This window comes from Streptomyces huasconensis (assembly GCF_021028635.1).
Classification (GTDB): domain Bacteria; phylum Actinomycetota; class Actinomycetes; order Streptomycetales; family Streptomycetaceae; genus Streptomyces; species Streptomyces huasconensis.
The window spans coordinates 612,365-629,416 of sequence record NZ_CP086119.1; the positions used below are offsets into that span (position 1 = coordinate 612,365).

At 69.9% G+C, this 17,052-nt stretch carries 14 protein-coding genes; 8 read left to right on the plus strand and 6 right to left on the minus strand.

Annotated elements, in window-relative coordinates:
- Nucleotides 1-6 precede the first annotated feature (6 nt).
- Both J2N69_RS02670 and J2N69_RS02675 read right to left on the minus strand, forming a co-directional pair.
- Nucleotides 7-1,680 (minus strand): peptide-N4-asparagine amidase, encoded by a 1,674-nt coding sequence (locus J2N69_RS02670; RefSeq protein ID WP_230899264.1) that lies wholly within the window; start codon nucleotides 1,678-1,680, stop codon nucleotides 7-9.
- A 96-nt stretch (nucleotides 1,681-1,776) separates the two neighbouring features.
- A complete protein-coding gene (locus J2N69_RS02675; protein ID WP_408056665.1) occupies nucleotides 1,777-2,535 on the minus strand; it encodes a L,D-transpeptidase family protein in 759 nt (252 codons plus the stop codon).
- Nucleotides 2,536-2,849: 314 nt separating this feature from the next.
- Between J2N69_RS02675 and J2N69_RS02680 the strand changes: the two genes are divergently transcribed.
- Nucleotides 2,850-4,937: an ABC transporter transmembrane domain-containing protein gene (locus J2N69_RS02680; RefSeq protein ID WP_230899265.1), complete on the plus strand. Its 2,088-nt coding sequence runs from the start codon at nucleotides 2,850-2,852 to the stop codon at nucleotides 4,935-4,937.
- Nucleotides 4,934-6,715 (plus strand): ABC transporter ATP-binding protein, encoded by a 1,782-nt coding sequence (locus tag J2N69_RS02685; RefSeq protein ID WP_230899266.1) that lies wholly within the window; start codon nucleotides 4,934-4,936, stop codon nucleotides 6,713-6,715. The genes J2N69_RS02680 and J2N69_RS02685 overlap by 4 nt, the downstream gene beginning before the upstream one ends.
- Nucleotides 6,716-7,185: 470 nt before the next feature.
- Here the strand turns inward: J2N69_RS02685 and J2N69_RS02690 are convergent, their stop codons facing one another.
- Entirely contained in the window at nucleotides 7,186-7,980 is a 795-nt protein-coding gene (locus J2N69_RS02690) for a metal-dependent hydrolase (RefSeq protein ID WP_127908840.1), read from the minus strand.
- Nucleotides 7,981-8,101: 121 nt separating this feature from the next.
- Between J2N69_RS02690 and J2N69_RS02695 the strand changes: the two genes are divergently transcribed.
- From J2N69_RS02695 to J2N69_RS02710, 4 genes are all read left to right on the plus strand, one after another.
- Nucleotides 8,102-10,615 carry a DEAD/DEAH box helicase gene (locus J2N69_RS02695; RefSeq protein ID WP_230899267.1) on the plus strand — a complete coding sequence of 838 codons (2,514 nt, stop codon included), beginning with the start codon at nucleotides 8,102-8,104 and terminating at the stop codon, nucleotides 10,613-10,615.
- Between the two features lie 46 nt (nucleotides 10,616-10,661).
- Nucleotides 10,662-11,564, plus strand: coding sequence for an acyl-CoA thioesterase (locus tag J2N69_RS02700; RefSeq protein ID WP_230899268.1), 903 nt, complete (start codon nucleotides 10,662-10,664; stop codon nucleotides 11,562-11,564).
- A 22-nt stretch (nucleotides 11,565-11,586) separates the two neighbouring features.
- Nucleotides 11,587-12,780 carry a winged helix DNA-binding domain-containing protein gene (locus tag J2N69_RS02705; RefSeq protein ID WP_230899269.1) on the plus strand — a complete coding sequence of 398 codons (1,194 nt, stop codon included), beginning with the start codon at nucleotides 11,587-11,589 and terminating at the stop codon, nucleotides 12,778-12,780.
- A gap of 140 nt (nucleotides 12,781-12,920) precedes the next feature.
- Nucleotides 12,921-13,430: a tetratricopeptide repeat protein gene (locus J2N69_RS02710; RefSeq protein ID WP_230899270.1), complete on the plus strand. Its 510-nt coding sequence runs from the start codon at nucleotides 12,921-12,923 to the stop codon at nucleotides 13,428-13,430.
- Nucleotides 13,431-13,462: 32 nt separating this feature from the next.
- Here J2N69_RS02710 and J2N69_RS02715 read toward each other — a convergent pair whose 3' ends face one another.
- Nucleotides 13,463-14,404: a DUF6397 family protein gene (locus J2N69_RS02715; RefSeq protein ID WP_230899271.1), complete on the minus strand. Its 942-nt coding sequence runs from the start codon at nucleotides 14,402-14,404 to the stop codon at nucleotides 13,463-13,465.
- A gap of 110 nt (nucleotides 14,405-14,514) precedes the next feature.
- Nucleotides 14,515-14,928, minus strand: a complete 414-nt coding sequence (locus J2N69_RS02720) for a roadblock/LC7 domain-containing protein (RefSeq protein ID WP_127908836.1) — start codon at nucleotides 14,926-14,928, stop codon at nucleotides 14,515-14,517.
- Between the two features lie 92 nt (nucleotides 14,929-15,020).
- Between J2N69_RS02720 and J2N69_RS02725 the strand changes: the two genes are divergently transcribed.
- Nucleotides 15,021-15,449 carry a PPOX class F420-dependent oxidoreductase gene (locus J2N69_RS02725; protein WP_230899272.1) on the plus strand — a complete coding sequence of 143 codons (429 nt, stop codon included), beginning with the start codon at nucleotides 15,021-15,023 and terminating at the stop codon, nucleotides 15,447-15,449.
- Between the two features lie 196 nt (nucleotides 15,450-15,645).
- Nucleotides 15,646-16,245: a class I SAM-dependent methyltransferase gene (locus J2N69_RS02730; protein WP_230899273.1), complete on the plus strand. Its 600-nt coding sequence runs from the start codon at nucleotides 15,646-15,648 to the stop codon at nucleotides 16,243-16,245.
- 26 nt (nucleotides 16,246-16,271) lie between these two features.
- On the opposite strand, the gene J2N69_RS02735 is transcribed toward J2N69_RS02730, so the two are convergent.
- Nucleotides 16,272-16,994 (minus strand): alpha/beta fold hydrolase, encoded by a 723-nt coding sequence (locus J2N69_RS02735; RefSeq protein WP_408056666.1) that lies wholly within the window; start codon nucleotides 16,992-16,994, stop codon nucleotides 16,272-16,274.
- Nucleotides 16,995-17,052 lie beyond the last annotated feature (58 nt).

A 17,052-nucleotide genomic window follows, 5' to 3' on the forward strand; every position in this document is an offset into this window, starting at 1 on the left:
CGAACCTCAGCAGCGCAGCCGGTCCTCCGTCAAAGTCCCCTGGACGGTGGCCAAGGTGCGGTCGTGACAGCCACCGCCGCCGAACTGCCGGTGGCGCTCACGCGAGGTGCCCACCGCGTGCCGTTCCTCGCGCGGGACGTTGGTGAGGTAGGAGGCGTCCCCGTCGTACCGGTCGTCGATCAGCGTCCCTCCGACCCGTCGGCCGCCGTGGGTCGTGACGCTCTCGGCACGGTCGTCGAGGGAGATCTCGGTGCGCAGTCGGTCATCGGCGCCGAGCGTCGTGGTGCCGTCCATCGTGTACGTCCGGTCGGTGCGCACCGACCGGCCACCGGTCGTGACCGTCTCGCGGTCGTTCCAGGTAGCTTCGAGCGCGTCCACCGTCTCCCCCTCGGTCCATCGGTGCATGGATGTGTTGGCGAGGCTGCGCGTCACGGTCGTGGTCACACGGCCGTGCGAGGTGTTCACATGCCCGGAGACGCTCAAGCGGTGGCCGCCCTTGGTGTCGAGCCGGTGCGGGGTCTGTCCTGAACCCGGCCTGTGCCTCGACTTGTTCGAGAGGGCGCCCTCCGTGTGCCGGGTCAGCTTGCCCGTGACGCGCTCGCTCTTCTCGTCCTGCCAGACCAGGACGTTGACCGGAGTGCTCCAGCCCGTCTGCGCCTTCGGGACCCCGACGACGGAGACCTCCACGTCATGCGGGCGGCCGTCGTTGAGGATGCCCGCGAAGGGCGTCAGGTCGTACTCGATGGGCTTGACGTCGAAGGCTCGCGGGCCCGGGATCACATACCACAGGAAGGGGTTGGACCAGCCGCCGGTCCATACGGTCGGGTACGGCGCGGCGATGCCCGCCAGTTGGCCGTCCACCTTCACCTGCACCTCGCGGTAGGGGCCGTTGTCCGCCTTGCAGGAGTAGGGCACCGCGTCGGGAACCGTCATGTACCAGTACTCTTCGCAGCCGCCTCCGGAGCCGGTGGCGTAGACCTCTGCGACGATGCGTTCGCTGTTGCGCGGCGTGGTGAGCGTCGTGCCGTCACCAAGCGGAAGGACACGGTCGGGTGTCGTCCGCCCAGAGATGGGCCCAGAGGTGCCCGTCTCCGGCCCGACTGCGCTCTTCTCCCGCGCGTCAGCACCCTTCTCCCGCGCGTAGAACGTCAGCGTGACCTTGACGTCGATGACTCCGGTGTACGTGTCGTTGACGACGTTGCCGATGAGCATCTCGATCCGCTGCTCGCGGCTCAACGTCTCGCTGTAACGGGTGACATCCTTCTCCACAGACCAGCTGATGCCCTCGGGGGACGGCTGCGGCGTGGACGTGCGGAACACTTCTACGCCGCCGACGCGCAGGAAGCCGAGACGGTCGTACTGCCGCCCCTTCACCTTGCCGTCCAGCCGCAGCACCACCTTCCCCCAGCGGTCGCCGCAACCACGGGGCGGCGCGTAATGACCCTCGTACGGCGTGAAGTCCTTGAACTTCGCCTCGACGACGGTCACTTCGCAGGCCTTGGTGCGCGGCTTCGAGACTGGGGGCGCGGCTGTCACCGGGTCGTGCCAGTCCGTCCCGAACTCGGGCGGGGGTGTGGGGGCAGGTGCGGAGGGGGGCGTGGCTGCGGCTTGGCCCGCGCCGACGAGCGTGCTCGCGGCGAGAGCCACCCCCACGAGCATGGACATGACCTGTCTTCTCATGGGGGATTTCTATGGCCAGTCGCCGATCATCGCAATGGGCCCTCTACGCGGCGTGAGGCTGTGCGGCCCCGCGCGCGCCCGGAGGGGACACGGCGTCTACGCCTTGAGGTTCGCCTTGTCCCCCATCACCACGACCGGGTGCTGCTTCGGGTCCAGCGTGCGCAGCAGGTGCTGCATGCCCGACTTGGACAGGCTCACGCAGCCCGACGTGCCGCTGCCGTGGTCCATGTGCAGCCAGATGCTGCCGCCCTTGGCCTGGCCCTGGGGACGCGTCGGATCGTTCGGCGGGGTCCCCTTGGCGCGGTTGTAGTCGATGGCGATGACGTAGTCGAAGTCATGCCAGTGCGTCTTGGGCCAGTAGTGGGGGGCCTGCATGGAGTCCGACTTGGTGTACGGGAGCTTGGCGTCCGGGTCCGCGAGGACACCGCCCGCATCGGTGAGCGTGAAGAGGCCGACGGGGCTGCGCTTGTCGTTCTCGTGGTGGTCGGTCGTCCAGCCCTTCTTGCCGTTGTGCGCGGGCCAGCTGCGGTTCTTCTCCCAGGTGGCGTCCGCCTTCCCCGACTTCGTGTAGAGGACGACGGTCGACTTCGCCGAGTCCTCGTCCTCGCCGTAGACCGCGACAACCTGCCGCGAGTCCTTCGGGATCTTCGACTGGAGGCGATCACCCACCTCCGGGATGCGCTTGAGGTCGGCGGCCCGGCCACGGTCGCTCCCCGCGCCGCCCGCCCCCTTGCCGTGCCCGGCGTCGGCACCGTCGTTCTTCGCCGAACTCCCGGCCCCGCTCCCGCAGGACGTGAGAAGGACACCGCAGGCCGCTGCCGCGACCACCATTCGCACCGCACCGGCTATCCGCATCCGTCCATGGTCGCACCCGGCCCACCCTTCCCTCGTCCAGCCTTGCGTCACCGTCGAAGACGGACCGATTCTTTACCCCGGGACGGAAAATCGTTTGCTTCGTGCCACCGTCCGAGGCGAACCTTTCACGGTTTGTTATCGCCGCGCGCTCCTCCTGACCCTCGGCTTGACCGCGATCGCGCCTGACTTGCACCTGCACTGCGCTGCATCCGCACCCGCGCCTGTACCCGCACGTGCACTGCACCCATGCGCTGTCGCGCCGAGTCCGATGTCCGTGGAGCCGACGGCGCCGCCGCACCGAGTCCTGGGACGTCATGCAGATTCACGATCTTCCGTACTCCGACCCCGGCCTCCCCGACGCCCGGTCAGGTCCGCGCTTCCTGCTCTGGCTGGGCCGGAACCAGCTCGGGGGGCAGCTCAAGGCCCTCGCCTGGGGCCTGCTGCACTTCGGCTCCATCGCGGGCCTGCCGTACGCGGTCGGCGTCGCCGTCCAGGCCGTGCTCGACCGGTCCGGTGGTCGGCTCGCCCTCGCGGGCGCGTTGATCGGTCTGCTCGGGGTGGCCATCGCCCTGGGCGACACGATGCTCCACCGCACAGCGGTGACCAACTGGGTGACGGCCTCAGCCCGGGTGCAACAACTCCTCGCGCGCAAGACCGCCCGGCTCGGCTCCGCGCTCACCCGGCGGGTGGCGGCCGGTGAAGTCGTCGCCGTCTCCACTGGTGACGTCGAGAAGATCGGTTGGTTCGTGGAGGCGCTGTCCCGGTTCGCGGCGGCGGCCTCCACGGTCGTCCTGGTCTGCGTCGGCCTTCTCGTCTACCAGCCCGCGCTCGGTGTCGTCGTCGCCGTGGGCATCCCGGTGCTCGCTTTCGCCGTGCTCCCCCTGCTTCCCCGCGCGACGAGCCGGGCCGACTTCCAGCGCGAGAAGGCGGGGCGGGCCACCGAACTGGCGTCGGACACCGTCGCCGGACTGCGCGTGCTGCGCGGCATCGGCGGCGAGGAACTCTTCCTCGACCGCTACCGCCGCGCCTCGCAGGAGGTCCGCGCGGCGGCGGTACGCAGCGCCCGGATGTGGGCCGCGATCTCGGCGATCCAGGTCCTGATGCCGGGACTGCTGCTCATCGCGGTCGTCTGGCACGGCGTGCACCTGGCCCGCGAGGGCCGGATCACCGTCGGCGAACTGGTCACCGTCTACAGCGCGGTGATGATGCTCAACTATCCGCTGCGGCACTTCGAGGAGATCGCCATGGCGTACTCCTTCTCGCGTCCCTCCGCGAAGCGGGCCGCACGGGTGCTGTCCCTGGAGCGGACGGTGGAGCCCGCTGCTGTGCCGCGGTCCGCGACCCCGGGCTCTCGTACGACCCCGAACCCACGTACGGCAGACCAGGCCGAGGAGCTGCCCTGCCTTACCGCGTCCGAGCCGCCTACCGAGGGCTCGGGGGTCCCGCCGACCGGAGCCCGAGATACAGCGGTCCCGCCGAGCGGAGCCCGAGATTCGAAGGTGCCGCCCATCGGCGGCCGCGGCTCGGAGGTGCCGACCACTGGTGTCCGTGGTTCGGAGGAGAGGCCGACCGGCTGCCGTGGTTCGGGGAGCGCGGTTGCGGGCGCTGCCGGGCAGGCCTGGACGGGCGGTGCTCGTCCCACCGGTGACCTGTACGACCCCGTGACAGGGCTCCTCGCCCCTGCCGGTCGCCTGACCGCCGTGGTCTGCGGCGACCCGGACGAGGCAGGGCGGCTCGCCGAACGTCTCGGCGGCCACCCCGCGTTCGAGGACGCCGCGGGCCTGCCGTCCGTACGCCTTGGAGCCGTGGCGCTCGATGACCTGCCCCTGTCGGAAGCTCGCGCCGCCGTCCTGGTCCAGGACAAGGACCCTGTGCTTCTCTCCGGGACACTCCGCGCGCTCCTCGACGTACCCGCTTCCGGAGCCGTCACCCCCGAGGAAGCACTCGCGGCGGCGCAGTGCGCGGATGTCCTGGACGCACTGGCCCAGGCATCGGTGGACGACGACCCGATGTCCGCCCACCTCACGGAACGCGGCCGCTCCCTCTCCGGCGGGCAACGCCAACGCCTCGCCCTCGCCCGCTCCCTGGTCACCGACCCCGAAGCACTGGTGCTCGACGAGCCGACCTCCGCCGTCGACTCGCACACCGAGGCCCGGATCGGTGACGGGGTTCGCAGCCTTCGGACCGGACGCACCACCGTGCTGCTCACCTCGTCCCCGCTGCTCCTGGACCGCGCCGAACACGTCGTCTTCCTCTCCGACGGCGAAGTCGCTGCGGTGGGCACGCACCGCGAACTGCTGCACAGCGAACCGCGGTACCGCGCGGTCGTGACCCGCGAGACCGATGAGGAGCGCGCCGGCGTCGGCGCCTCCGCGCATTTCGACATCGAGGAGACGGCATGATCGGCCTGGCGCCCCCGGATTACGACCCGGCGGCCCCCACGACCGCGGAGACCCTGCCCGTCGGCGCGAGCGCGACCGTGCGCGCCTACGTCCGCGAGCTGTTCCGACGCCACCGCAAGGCCTTCGCCCTGCTCATCGCGGTGAACACGCTCGCCGTGATCGCCTCGATGGCCGGTCCCTATCTCCTGGGTGACCTCGTGGAGAAGGTCTCGGCCGACGCCCGGGACCTGCACTTGGAGCGCACCATCGCCCTGTTCGCGCTCGCACTCCTGGTGCAGGCCTTCTTCGTACGGGAGGTGCGGCTGCGTGGTGCGATGCTCGGCGAGCGGATGCTGGCCGACCTGCGGGAGGACTTCCTCGTTCGGTCCGTCGGCCTGCCGCCGGGAGTCCTGGAGCGGGCCGGGACGGGTGATCTGCTGTCCCGGATCACCACGGACATCGATCGCCTGGCCAACGCCATGCGCGAGGCCGTGCCGCAGCTCGCGATCGGCGTGGTGTGGGTGGTTCTGCTGCTCGGCGGGCTCGTCGTGACCGCGCCGCCGCTGGCGCCGGCGGTCCTCGTCGCCGTGCCGCTCCTCGTCGTGGGCTGCCGCTGGTACTTCAAGCGGGCGCCCGCCGCATACCGTTCGGAGGCCGCCGGATACGCCGCCGTGGCCGCGGCCCTGGCCGAGACCGTGGACGCCGGGCGCACCATCGAGGCCCATCGGCTCGGCGAGCGCCGCATCGAACTCTCGGAACGCCGCATCAAGGAGTGGACCGCCTGGGAGCGTTACACCCTCTATCTGCGGTCGGTGCTCTTCCCCGCGATCAACCTCACCCACACCACCGTGCTCTGTTCGACCCTGATGATCGGCGGAGTCTTCGTCCTCCAGGGCTGGATCAGCGTCGGACAGCTGACCACGGGCGTGCTCATCTCTCAGATGCTCGTCGATCCGCTGGGGATCATCCTGCGCTGGTATGACGAGCTGCAAGTGGCCCAGGTTTCGCTGGCCCGGCTGGTCGGCGTGCGTGACATCGAGCCGGACGCGGGCGATGCCTCCGTCGTCCCGGAGGGGCACCGCGTCCTCGCGGACGACGTGCACTTCGGGTACCGCGCGGGCGTCGACGTACTCCGCGAGGTGTCCCTCGCCGTCGAGCCCGGTTCGCGCGTCGCCCTGGTCGGCCCGTCGGGCGCGGGGAAGTCGACGCTGGGCCGACTGCTCGCCGGCATCTACGGACCCCGTACCGGCCAGGTCACACTGGGCGGCGCCGCTCTGTCGGCGATGCCCGCCGAGGAGGTGCGCTCCCAGGTAGCCCTGGTCAACCAGGAGCACCACGTCTTCGTCGGCTCCCTGCGCGACAACTTGCTCCTTGCGCGGACCGGAGCGCGGGACCCCGAGCTGTGGGCGGCGCTGGGCGCGGTCGACGCGGCCGACTGGGCGCGTGGCCTCGCTGACGGGCTGGACACCGAGGTCGGCTCCGGTGGGTTCTCGCTGACGCCCGCGCAAGCGCAGCAGATCGCGCTGGCGCGTCTCGTGCTCGCCGATCCGCACACGTTGGTCCTGGACGAGGCGACCTCGCTGCTCGACCCCCGAGCCGCGCGACACTTGGAGCGCTCGCTCGCACGCGTCCTCGACGGCCGCACGGTCGTGGCGATCGCCCACCGCCTGCACACCGCCCATGACGCGGACGTCATCGCGGTGGTCGAGAACGGCCGGATCAGCGAACTCGGCAGCCATGACGAGTTGGTCTCCGCCGACGGCGCGTACGCGGCGCTGTGGCGGTCCTGGCACGGGTAGGGGCTGCCCCGAGGAGGATGAGCGCCGCGGTTCCGGCATGACCGGAGCGGGCCGCCCCGCGGGCGGCGAGCCCCATGGCCCTGGCATAGACGGGCCCGGCGTGAGCGGAGCCGACGTGAGCGGATTCGCCGCCCTCGCGCCGGAACCAGGCTCAGCCACCCGGGCCTGACCAGGTCCGGTCGTCCTGATCGTTCTGCCCTGGGCTGGGGCGCCCGCTCTGGCCCGAGCAAGGCCCTCCGCCCATGTGCGAGAAGGGGCGGACGCCTCCGCATGGGTGGGACCGGCGGCGGCCGCCCCCGATGTGATCACCGTCGGCCCCTCGGGTGCGGTCGAGACCGCTCCGATGAGCCCGCTCAGGCACAGCAACGCGCCGCCCAACACCGCGGCAGCCATCGGAAGGGGCCCGGGCCACCACCCGACCGGGGCGCGTCCGCCACTGGCGCGTGCCTCCCTCGTACGAAGGCCGGCCCTCAGATGACGTTGAGTGCGGCCGCGCCGCCCACTCCCCCGAGGAGCATGAACACCGGCATCAGCACCTTCAGCTCGACCCAGCTGCCGGCCCGGAACCGCAGTGCCTTCGGGGGCCCGACCGGATACCAGCGCTTGCGCCCGATGGGAATGGGCCACAGGACCGGGCACCCGGAAACCGTCAGGGCATCCCCGAGGTCGTGGACCAGTGCTCCGAGCACGATCGGCAGACCCAGCCACAGGTACTCCTGGCCAGGTGCGGTGAACAGCCAGTCCGAGCCGTTGCCGGGCTTGTCGAGGACCCCGGCGAGAATCCAGGCGCTCGTCGCGGCGAGCAGCCACACCAGCACATCGCTGCTCGATCCGCGTGCGGCCCGCCACAGCAGGCCTTCGATGGCGAGCACCATGTGGACGAAGAGGATCGCGAGGACCGCCCAGCGCCCGCCGGATATCGCCAGGGTCGAGGCTCCCGCTCCGATCAGCACCGCCCACAGCCAGGTGTGCGTGAGCGTGCGGTGCCCGCCCGAGCGGCGCGGGTCCCCCTGCTTGCGCGTCGCCTTGTAGACGGCGTACGAGAGCTTGTCGACGATCTCGCACAATCCGCGGGACACCGGCCCGAAGGCGCGCGAGATGGTGGCCGACTTGTGGTCGAGGTCGGGCGCGAGCGCCGCCCCGGCACAGATCAGGGCTCCTACGAGGAGGACCGGCCAGGGCATCGTGTGCCCCGCGGCTGCGGCAGCCGCGCCGACTCCGAGCCAGGCCGCCGCTCCCGACAGTGAGTGTGCCGGTCCCATCATCGCTGTCGCCCGCCCCATTTCGATCGTTCTGACGCCCCGTCGGCGACACAGCGTAGCGTTCGTGATCTTCGTCGAGGCCTCCGGTTCCCTGGTCGGGTGAGAAGGAAGGCAAGATGGGGGTGTGACCCTTATTGATCAGCTGCCGCCGGATGCCGACCCCGATGCCCTCTTCGAAGCCTTCTCGTCGTGGGCCGAGGATCAGGGGATCACTCTCTACCCGGCCCAGGAGGAGGCGCTGATCGAGGTGGTCTCCGGGGCGAACGTGATCTTGTCCACGCCCACCGGCTCCGGCAAGAGCCTGGTGGCGGCGGCCGCTCACTTCACGGCCCTCGCCCAGGACAAGGTGACCTTCTACACGGCGCCCATCAAGGCACTGGTCTCGGAGAAGTTCTTCGACCTCTGCAAGCTCTTCGGCACCGAGAACGTCGGCATGCTCACGGGCGACGCGTCGGTCAACGCCGACGCCCCCGTCATCTGCTGCACCGCCGAGGTGCTCGCCTCGATCGCGCTGCGGGACGGCAAGGACGCCGATGTCGGCCAGGTCGTGATGGACGAGTTCCACTTCTACGCCGAGCCGGACCGCGGCTGGGCCTGGCAGATCCCCCTGCTGGAACTGCCCCAGGCTCAGTTCGTCCTCATGTCGGCGACGCTCGGCGACGTCAGCATGTTCGAGAAGGACCTGACCCGCCGCACGGGCCGACCCACCTCGGTGGTGCGTTCCGCAACGCGCCCTGTCCCGCTCTCCTATGAGTACCGCCTGACGCCGATCACCGAGACGATCACCGAGCTGCTCGAGACCAAGCAGGCGCCGGTCTACATCGTTCACTTCACGCAGGCCCAGGCCGTCGAGCGAGCACAGTCGCTGATGAGCATCAACATGTGCACGCGCGAGGAGAAGGACAAGATCGCCGAGCTGATCGGCAACTTCCGCTTCACCACCAAGTTCGGCCGCAACCTCTCGCGCTACGTGCGCCACGGCATCGGCGTGCACCACGCCGGCATGCTGCCGAAGTACCGCCGCCTGGTGGAGAAGCTCGCGCAGGCGGGTCTGCTCAAGGTCATCTGCGGCACGGACACCCTCGGTGTCGGCGTCAATGTCCCGATCCGTACCGTGCTCTTCACCGCGCTCACCAAGTACGACGGCAACCGCGTCCGCACGCTGCGCGCGCGGGAGTTCCATCAGATCGCCGGACGCGCCGGGCGCGCGGGCTTCGACACCGCCGGCTTGGTGGTCGCCCAGGCACCCGAACACGTCATCGAGAACGAGAAGGCGCTCGCCAAGGCGGGCGACGACGCGAAGAAGCGTCGCAAGGTGGTCCGCAAGAAGGCTCCCGAGGGCTTCGTCGGCTGGACCGAGAACACCTTCGAGAAGCTCATCGCCTCCGAGCCCGAGCCGCTGACGTCCCGCTTCCGGGTCACGCACACGATGTTGCTCTCCGTGATCGCTCGCCCCGGCAACGCCTTCAAGGCGATGCGTCACCTCCTTGAGGACAACCACGAGCCGCGCAGGCAGCAGCTCCGGCACATTCGCCGGGCCATCGCGATCTACCGCTCGCTCCTCGCCGGCGGCGTCGTGGAGAAGCTCGACGAGCCGGACGCAACCGGCCGCATCGTGCGCCTGACGGTCGACCTCCAGCAGGACTTCGCGCTCAATCAGCCGCTGTCGACGTTCGCCCTCGCCGCCTTCGAAGTGCTCGACCCCGAGTCCCCCTCGTACGCCCTCGACATGGTGTCCGTCGTCGAATCCACCCTCGATGACCCGCGTCAGATCCTCGCGGCCCAGCAGAACAAGGCACGCGGCGAGGCCGTGGCGCTGATGAAGGCGGACGGTGTCGAGTACGAGGAGCGGATGGAGCGGCTCCAGGACATCACGTACCCGAAGCCCTTGGAGGAGCTGCTCTTCCACGCCTACAACACGTACCGCACCAGTCACCCGTGGGTCGGCGATCACCCGCTCTCGCCGAAGTCGGTCATCCGTGACATGTACGAACGGGCTCTGTCCTTCACCGAGTTCACGTCCTTCTACGAGCTGGCCCGCACCGAGGGCATCGTGCTGCGTTACCTCGCGAGCGCGTACAAGGCGCTGGAGCACACCATCCCGGACGACCTGAAGTCCGAGGACCTGGAGGATCTGATCGCCTGGCTCGGTGAGATGGTCCGCCAGGTCGACTCCAGCCTCCTCGACGAGTGGGAACAGCTGGCCAACCCCGAGGTCATGACGGCCGAGGAGGCTCAGGAGAAGGCCGACCAGGTCAAGCCGGTCACCGCCAACGCCCGCGCCTTCCGTGTCCTGGTGCGCAACGCGCTGTTCCGCAGGGTCGAGCTGGCCGCCCTCGATCACATCGAGGAGCTGGGCGAACTGGACGGCGAATCCGGCTGGGACGCGGACGCCTGGGGTGAGGCCATGGACAAGTACTGGGACGAGTACGAGGATCTTGGGACCGGCCCCGACGCGCGTGGCCCCAAGCTGTTGCGCATCGAGGAGGACCCGGAGCACGGTCTGTGGCGCGTCCGGCAGACGTTCGCCGACCCGAACGGCGACCATGACTGGGGCATCAGCGCTGAGGTCGATCTCGCCGCCTCCGACGAGGAGGGCCGCGCCGTCGTCCGGGTCACGGACGTCGGCCAGCTCTGACCGCCTGCAGGAGCCACGCGTCCCGGACAGGAGTCGAGGAACTGTCATGAACAACCCCGCCGACCGGCTGGTCGATCTGCTGGACCTGGAGCAGATCGAGGTCAACATCTTCCGGGGCCGCAGCCCCCAGGAGTCCCTCCAGCGGGTGTTCGGCGGGCAGGTCGCCGGACAGGCCCTGGTGGCAGCGGGCCGCACCACCGAGGGCGACCGCCCGGTGCACTCCCTGCATGCGTACTTCCTCCGTCCGGGCCGCCCGGGCGTGCCCATCGTGTACCAGGTGGAGCGGGTCAGGGACGGGCGCTCCTTCACCACGCGCCGCGTCACCGCCGTCCAGCAGGGCCGCACCATCTTCAATCTCACCGCCTCCTTCCATCAGCCCGAGCAGGGCGCCTTCGAACACCAGCTGCCGCCACGCATCACGGCTCCCGCCCCCGAGTCGCTTCCGACGGTCGCCGAGGAGATCAAGCAGCACCTCGGCGCGCTCCCGGAGCAGCTGGAGCGCATGGCCCGGCGCCAGCCCTTCGACATCCGCTATGTGGACCGGCTGCGCTGGACCGCCGAGGAGACCAAGGACGCGGAGCCGCGTAGCGCGGTCTGGATGCGCGCCGTCGGCCCGCTGGGTGACGACCCGCTCGTGCACACCTGCGCGCTCACCTACGCGAGCGACATGACGCTCCTCGACGCCGTGCGTATCCCGGTGGAGCCCCTTTGGGGCCCCCGGGGCTTCGACATGGCCTCGCTCGACCACGCCATGTGGTTCCACCGCCCCTTCCGCGCCGACGAGTGGTTCCTGTATGACCAGGAGTCCCCCATCGCGACGGGGGGCCGCGGTCTCGCCCGGGGCCGTATCTACGACACCGAAGGCCGGCTCCTGGTGTCGGTCGTCCAGGAGGGGCTGTTCCGCCCGTACGGGGAGCGCCACATGGACAGCCCGACACCAGAGGCCTGAGCAGGGGGCCCTTGTGGGAGGCATGGTGCGACACATAGGTGTGGCCGAGCGGCGGGCACGGCTCGCACTTCGTCATCGGTTGACAGCCGAGACCAGGGCGGACGATCCGACCGAGGTGGCACGCTCTCTGCTGGCACTGCACGGCACGGACCCGTCGTCGGTCTACGTAGGTGCCTGGGCCCGTATGCGGGACGGGCGGGTGGCGGACGTGGAGCGGGCGCTCTATGCGGACCGGTCGTTGATCCGGTTGCTGGGGATGCGTCGCACGGTCTTCGTGACGTCTCTCGATGTCGCTCCCGTCCTGCAGGCCGCGTGTTCCCGCGCGGTGGCCGCCCGGGAACGCCGCCTCCTCCTCGGGATGCTCGCGGAGACCGGCGTCGCCGAAGACGCGGGCGGGGTGACGGCGTGGCTGGCGGAAGCCGAGGAGGCCGCTCTGCGTGCCCTCAAGGAACGCGGCGAGGCAACGGCGGCCGAGCTGGCGAGCGACGACCCACGCCTGAGCACGGAGCTGGTGATGGCCCGCGGCAAAAGCTACGAGGGCCGGCAGAAACTGGCCAGCAGGCTCCTTCTGCTGCTCGCCGCCGAGGGCCACGTCGTACGTGGGCGCCCCCGCGGCACGTGGACCTCCCACCAGTACCGCTGGGCCCCGCTGACGGACTGGTTCCCTGGCGGGCTCGCCGACTGGGACACCCAGGACGCCCAGACCGAACTGGCCCGGCGTTGGTTGCGAACGTTCGGTCCAGCCACCGCGGAAGATCTGCGCTGGTGGACCGGGTGGACCAAGACCCAGACGAAGCGGGCGCTGACGGAGCTGCGCCCTGTCGAGGTCGACTTGGACGGGGTGGCCGGGCTGCTGCTGCCCGACGACGTGGACGAAACTCCTCCACCGGAGCCGTGGGCAGCGCTGTTGCCGGCGCTGGATTCGACTCCGATGGGCTGGCAGAACCGGGGTTGGTTCCTCGGCGATCACGGCCCCTACCTGTTCGACAGAAACGGCAACATCGGACCGTCCCTGTGGTGGAACGGCCGCATCGTCGGAGGGTGGGCTCAGGACAGCCGGGGTGAGACCGTGTGCAGGTTCCTGGAGGACGTGGGAGCGGACGCGCGAAGGGCTGTGCAGGTCGAGGCGGAGCGTCTTGCCGCCCGCCTGGGTGGGGTACGACTCACCGCACGCACGCGTGGCCGCACGTGGCTCGAAGAGGAACTGGCCTGTTGAAGCACGCCGGGCGTGCCTGGAGCGAGAGCGGGCCAGGTCGGGCATCTGCGCCTCCGTTCAGAACAGGATCAGGGTGTGTCGAAGTGGGCCCGAAAAGCTCCGGCCTGGAATGTGGGCAAAGTGACGAGGGGGATGGGCAGTTGAGCGAGAACACGGCCGAGGACAGGGATGGGCTGCTTGCCGAGGCGGTCCGACTGCGCGAGGCAGGCCGAGGGGAGGAAGCGCGGGAGCGACTGGTCACCCTCTCGGCACGGTGGCCTCAGGACGCGGAGGTGGCGTACCAGACCGCGTGGGTCCACGACACGTTGGGCCTGGAGGCCGAAGCAGTCCCTTACTACGAGAGCGCGCTCGCCGGAAAGGGTCTTTCCGACGACGACCGCCGGGGAGCACTCCTGGGTCTGGGCAGCACCTACAGGATTCTTGGCCGCTACGAGGAAGCGGTCGCCACGCTCAGTGGTGCGGTGGCCGAATTCCCCGACGACGGCGGACTCAAGACGTTCTTGGCCATGGCGCTGTACAACACAGGTCGGACCCACGACGCGATGGAGTTGCTCCTGACGCTGCTGGCCGCCACTACCAACGACCCTGAGATCGCCGGCTACCGACCGGCCATCGAGGAGTACGCCAAAGACCTTCATGCCACGATGTAGCGGCAGCGATACGGGTGGCCTGAGGCCCCGGCCTATGCTCGCCTGCGGCGCAGCCATTTCCGCAGGCCCCGCGGTTCCTGTACGGAGGCGTCGATCACCGTCTCCGTGTCCTTCGGGAGTTCGGGCTCCGCGGTCGGATGTGCCCGTTCAGGGACCGGCGGGGGCATGGGGCGCTCCGCGGGTCGGGGCGCCGGGCGCTGTGCGCGGGCCTGGACCAAGCCGATCAGCAGGCTGGAGCGCAGCCAGCGGATCTCGTCCGGGTCGTCCGCGGTGGTGATCCGTTCGACGATTCGCGCCACGGGCGAGTCCGGCGCTCCGTGGGCGCGCGGCGCGGGCTTGAGCCGGTTGAGGTATGCGCGTTCGTACGGGTCCCTGATGATCTCGGCGGTCTGCAGCGGGTCGAGCAGTGAAGCCATGGCGGCGGCGCGCTCCCATGGGTCCTCGCACTGACGCAGCAGGAAGTCCGCGTACCGGCCCCGCCAGTTGCGCGCCCTCAGGTCCTGCCCTTCGTCCAGTCGTGCGCGCATCGCTCCCGGCATGCGTCCCGTGAGGAGTCCGGCGTTGGCCTCGATCTCGGCGAACTGCCGCAGCTCTTCGGAGAGATAGAGCCATACGACTGCCCTGTACCGGTTCAGGTAGAATTTCGCCGGCGTCAGCGCACCGGCCCGGGCGAGCCGGGTGAAGCGGGCCGGGCTGATGCCCATGAGTTCTGCGCCCTCCGTGGTCCCCACAGCTCTGACGACCTTGCGCAATGACTCAGGGAAACCTTCACTTCCGCGCACGCGGTCGATCTCCTCACGCGCCACGCGGCGCTGGCCGCCGTTGCCGTCACCGACGGTGCGGATGTGCCCCAGCATCACCGCGAGATCGAACTCGCCGCGTTTCAGGCCCAGCTCCCTGGCAGCACTGCTCTGCGTCATCGATGGCCGGACGGCCGCCGCGGTGGTCGTCTGCGTAATGGTGTCACCGGTCATGGTGGTTCTCCCCCGTGAGGCGTGCTTGCTCTCGGGAAAAACCGTAGCCCGACCACCGCGATCCTCGCTGGGCCTGTGGATAACTCTTGTCGTGGCAGCGTCAGTGCTGGTCAGAGGTCTACGATCGGCGTGCGTTCCGGTTGCCGGGCGCCGACTCCCAAGTGCTCGCCGACGCGGTTCACGAGCAGCGTCATCTCGTAGGCGACCTGGCCGATGTCGGCTTCCGCGGCGCTCAGGACGCACAGGCAGCTGCCGTCACCCGCCGCGGTGACGAAGAGGACGGCGTCGTCGAACTCGATCATCGTCTGTCGTACGTTGCCGGCGCGGAAGTGACGCCCCGATCCCTTGGCAAGGCTGTGCAGTCCTGAAGAGACCGCGGCGAGATGCTCCGCGTCCTCACGCTTCAGGTCCGAACTCGCGGCCGTCACCAGGCCGTCGTTGGACAGCACCAGCGCATGCCGTACGTGTTCCATCCGCTGCGTCAGGTCGTCCAGCAGCCAGCCCAGCCCCGTGCTCTGCCCCATGGTCCTGTCTCCCCGTTTTCACTCCCCCTGGCTGGAGGATCTGACCTGCCAGCCTTCCCCACGACCGGCCCCCCGGCAAGCATGATGGGGACATGGCACAGAAGATGACCGATGACCAGTGGCGGGCTTTCGTCTCGCACGGCACACGGACCGGCAAGCTCTCGACCGTCCGGGCGGACGGCAGCCCGCACATCGCCCCGATCTGGTTTCTGCTCGACGGGGACGACCTGGTGTTCAACACCGGCAAGGAGACGGTGAAGGGCCGGAACCTCGCACGCGACGGACGCGTGGCCCTGTGTGTGGACGACGATCAGCCGCCCTTCGCCTTCGTCGTCCTGCAGGGCCACGCGGAACTGATCGAGGATGTCGACCAGGTCCGCCATTGGGCGGCCCGGCTCGGCGCCCGGTACATGGGCGAGGACCGGGCCGAGGAGTTCGGCAAGCGCAATGGCGTGCCCGGCGAACTCCTGGTGCGCGTGAAAATCGACAAGGTGCTTGCCTACGCCGCGGTCTCCGACTGAGAGACGGCCCGCGGAGTCGAGCAGCCGGGCGGCCTGCGCGCCGCCCGGGGGGCTCGACCAGACGCATCGGCATCTTCTCTGCACGCTCGATGCAGCGGCGCGCGGAGTCCTCTGCGTCGGAGACCGCAGTGCGGACGCGTCACGCCCGAACGACTGCTCCCGGCGCGCATACGCTTCTTGCGGAATCATGGGGCGTATGAGCAACGACCACACGCAGGTCCAGGACTTCTTCACGGCCCGCGCGGCCGACTGGGACTCCCGGTTCCCCGACGACGGGCCCGCCTACCAAGCTGCCGTGGATGAACTCGGACTGCGCCCCGGTTCTCGGGTGCTCGATGCGGGCTGCGGCACCGGGCGCGCCCTCCCGGCCCTCAGGGACGCCGTGGGGACCTCAGGAGTCGTGCTCGGCGCGGATCTGACGCCCGCGATGCTGAGGGCCGCGAAGAAAGCGGGCAGGGATCGCGCCGGTCAACTCCTCCTCGCCGACGTGGCACGGCTGCCGCTGCTGACCGAGTCCCTTGACGCCGTCTTCGGCGCCGGGCTCATCGCGCACCTGCCGCATCCGGCGGAGAACTTGCGGGAGTTGAGGCGGGTGGTGCGCCCTGGAGGGTTGCTCGCCCTGTTCCACCCGATCGGCCGGGCGGCACTCGCCGCCCGGCAGGAACGTCGGATCACACCGGATGACCTGAGGGCGGAGGCCAACCTCGGCCCTCTCCTTGCCGGTTCGGGCTGGCGCATGACGTCGTACGTCGACGAGGATGCCCGCTTCCTCGCTCTGGCCGTACGCGAGGTCTGACCGAGCCCGCGCCTTCAGGCCGACGGTCACCGTCGCCCCGCGACCTCCCCGGCGAACACGTCCGCGTTGTCAAACATGACGTTGTGCCCCGCACCCGGCACGGTCACCACCCGCACGCCGGAAGAGATCAGCGCGTCCTGCCCCAGGAGTTCACCGCTCGACGCGCCCTGCAGGTACACGCGGTCCACTGAGAGCGCCATCAGCATGTGGCGCATCGTGGGCCGTGTCCCCGCCATGAGACCGATCGCGCTTCGATGCAGGGCCCTCGGGTCGGTGAGCCGCATGGTCGCTGCCCATGTCGCCCCCACTTTCTTCAGCACGCGCGCGTGTCCGCCCCGCTTCACGAAATCCTCCTCTTCGTAGGCGGCGATACCGCTGCTCCCAGCCGTCAGCGGCGGGCTCGGGTCCAGGTTCGCTTCGGTGATGACCAGGCGCGACACCAGGTCGGGCCGCCGGTATGCGAGCACGATGGCGACGGACCCGCCCATGCTGTGCCCGATGATCTCCGCGCCCGTCACCTGAGCCTCGTCGAGAACCGCAGCCAGCGCCTGTGCGTGGTCCTCGAGCGTGTAGCCGAAGTCGGCAGGCCGGTCACTGATGCCGTGCCCCGGAAGGTCCACGAACAGCGACCGGCGTCCCACCAGTTCGGGCTTGGCCGCGATATGTGCGTGATAGACGGTGGATGCGGCGCCGAGGCCGTGCACGTACACCCTCGCCGGCTCGGCCCCGCCGCTCTCCGTCCATCGCACACGGCTCCCCCTCACATCGAATCACGCCTCACGCATGACGGTGCCCCCACCCCTCTTC

Excerpts from the sequence above, each read along its gene's own strand:
- J2N69_RS02670 (WP_230899264.1), bottom strand. The coding sequence starts at position 1,680 with ATGAGAAGACAGGTCATGTCCATGCTCGTGGGGGTGGCTCTCGCCGCG.
- J2N69_RS02675 (WP_408056665.1), bottom strand. The coding sequence starts at position 2,535 with ATGCGGATAGCCGGTGCGGTGCGAATGGTGGTCGCGGCAGCGGCCTGC.
- J2N69_RS02680 (WP_230899265.1), top strand. The coding sequence starts at position 2,850 with ATGCAGATTCACGATCTTCCGTACTCCGACCCCGGCCTCCCCGACGCC.
- J2N69_RS02685 (WP_230899266.1), top strand. The coding sequence starts at position 4,934 with ATGATCGGCCTGGCGCCCCCGGATTACGACCCGGCGGCCCCCACGACC.
- J2N69_RS02690 (WP_127908840.1), bottom strand. The coding sequence starts at position 7,980 with ATGATGGGACCGGCACACTCACTGTCGGGAGCGGCGGCCTGGCTCGGA.
- J2N69_RS02700 (WP_230899268.1), top strand. The coding sequence starts at position 10,662 with ATGAACAACCCCGCCGACCGGCTGGTCGATCTGCTGGACCTGGAGCAG.
- J2N69_RS02705 (WP_230899269.1), top strand. The coding sequence starts at position 11,587 with ATGGTGCGACACATAGGTGTGGCCGAGCGGCGGGCACGGCTCGCACTT.
- J2N69_RS02715 (WP_230899271.1), bottom strand. The coding sequence starts at position 14,404 with ATGACCGGTGACACCATTACGCAGACGACCACCGCGGCGGCCGTCCGG.
- J2N69_RS02720 (WP_127908836.1), bottom strand. The coding sequence starts at position 14,928 with ATGGGGCAGAGCACGGGGCTGGGCTGGCTGCTGGACGACCTGACGCAG.
- J2N69_RS02725 (WP_230899272.1), top strand. The coding sequence starts at position 15,021 with ATGGCACAGAAGATGACCGATGACCAGTGGCGGGCTTTCGTCTCGCAC.
- J2N69_RS02730 (WP_230899273.1), top strand. The coding sequence starts at position 15,646 with ATGAGCAACGACCACACGCAGGTCCAGGACTTCTTCACGGCCCGCGCG.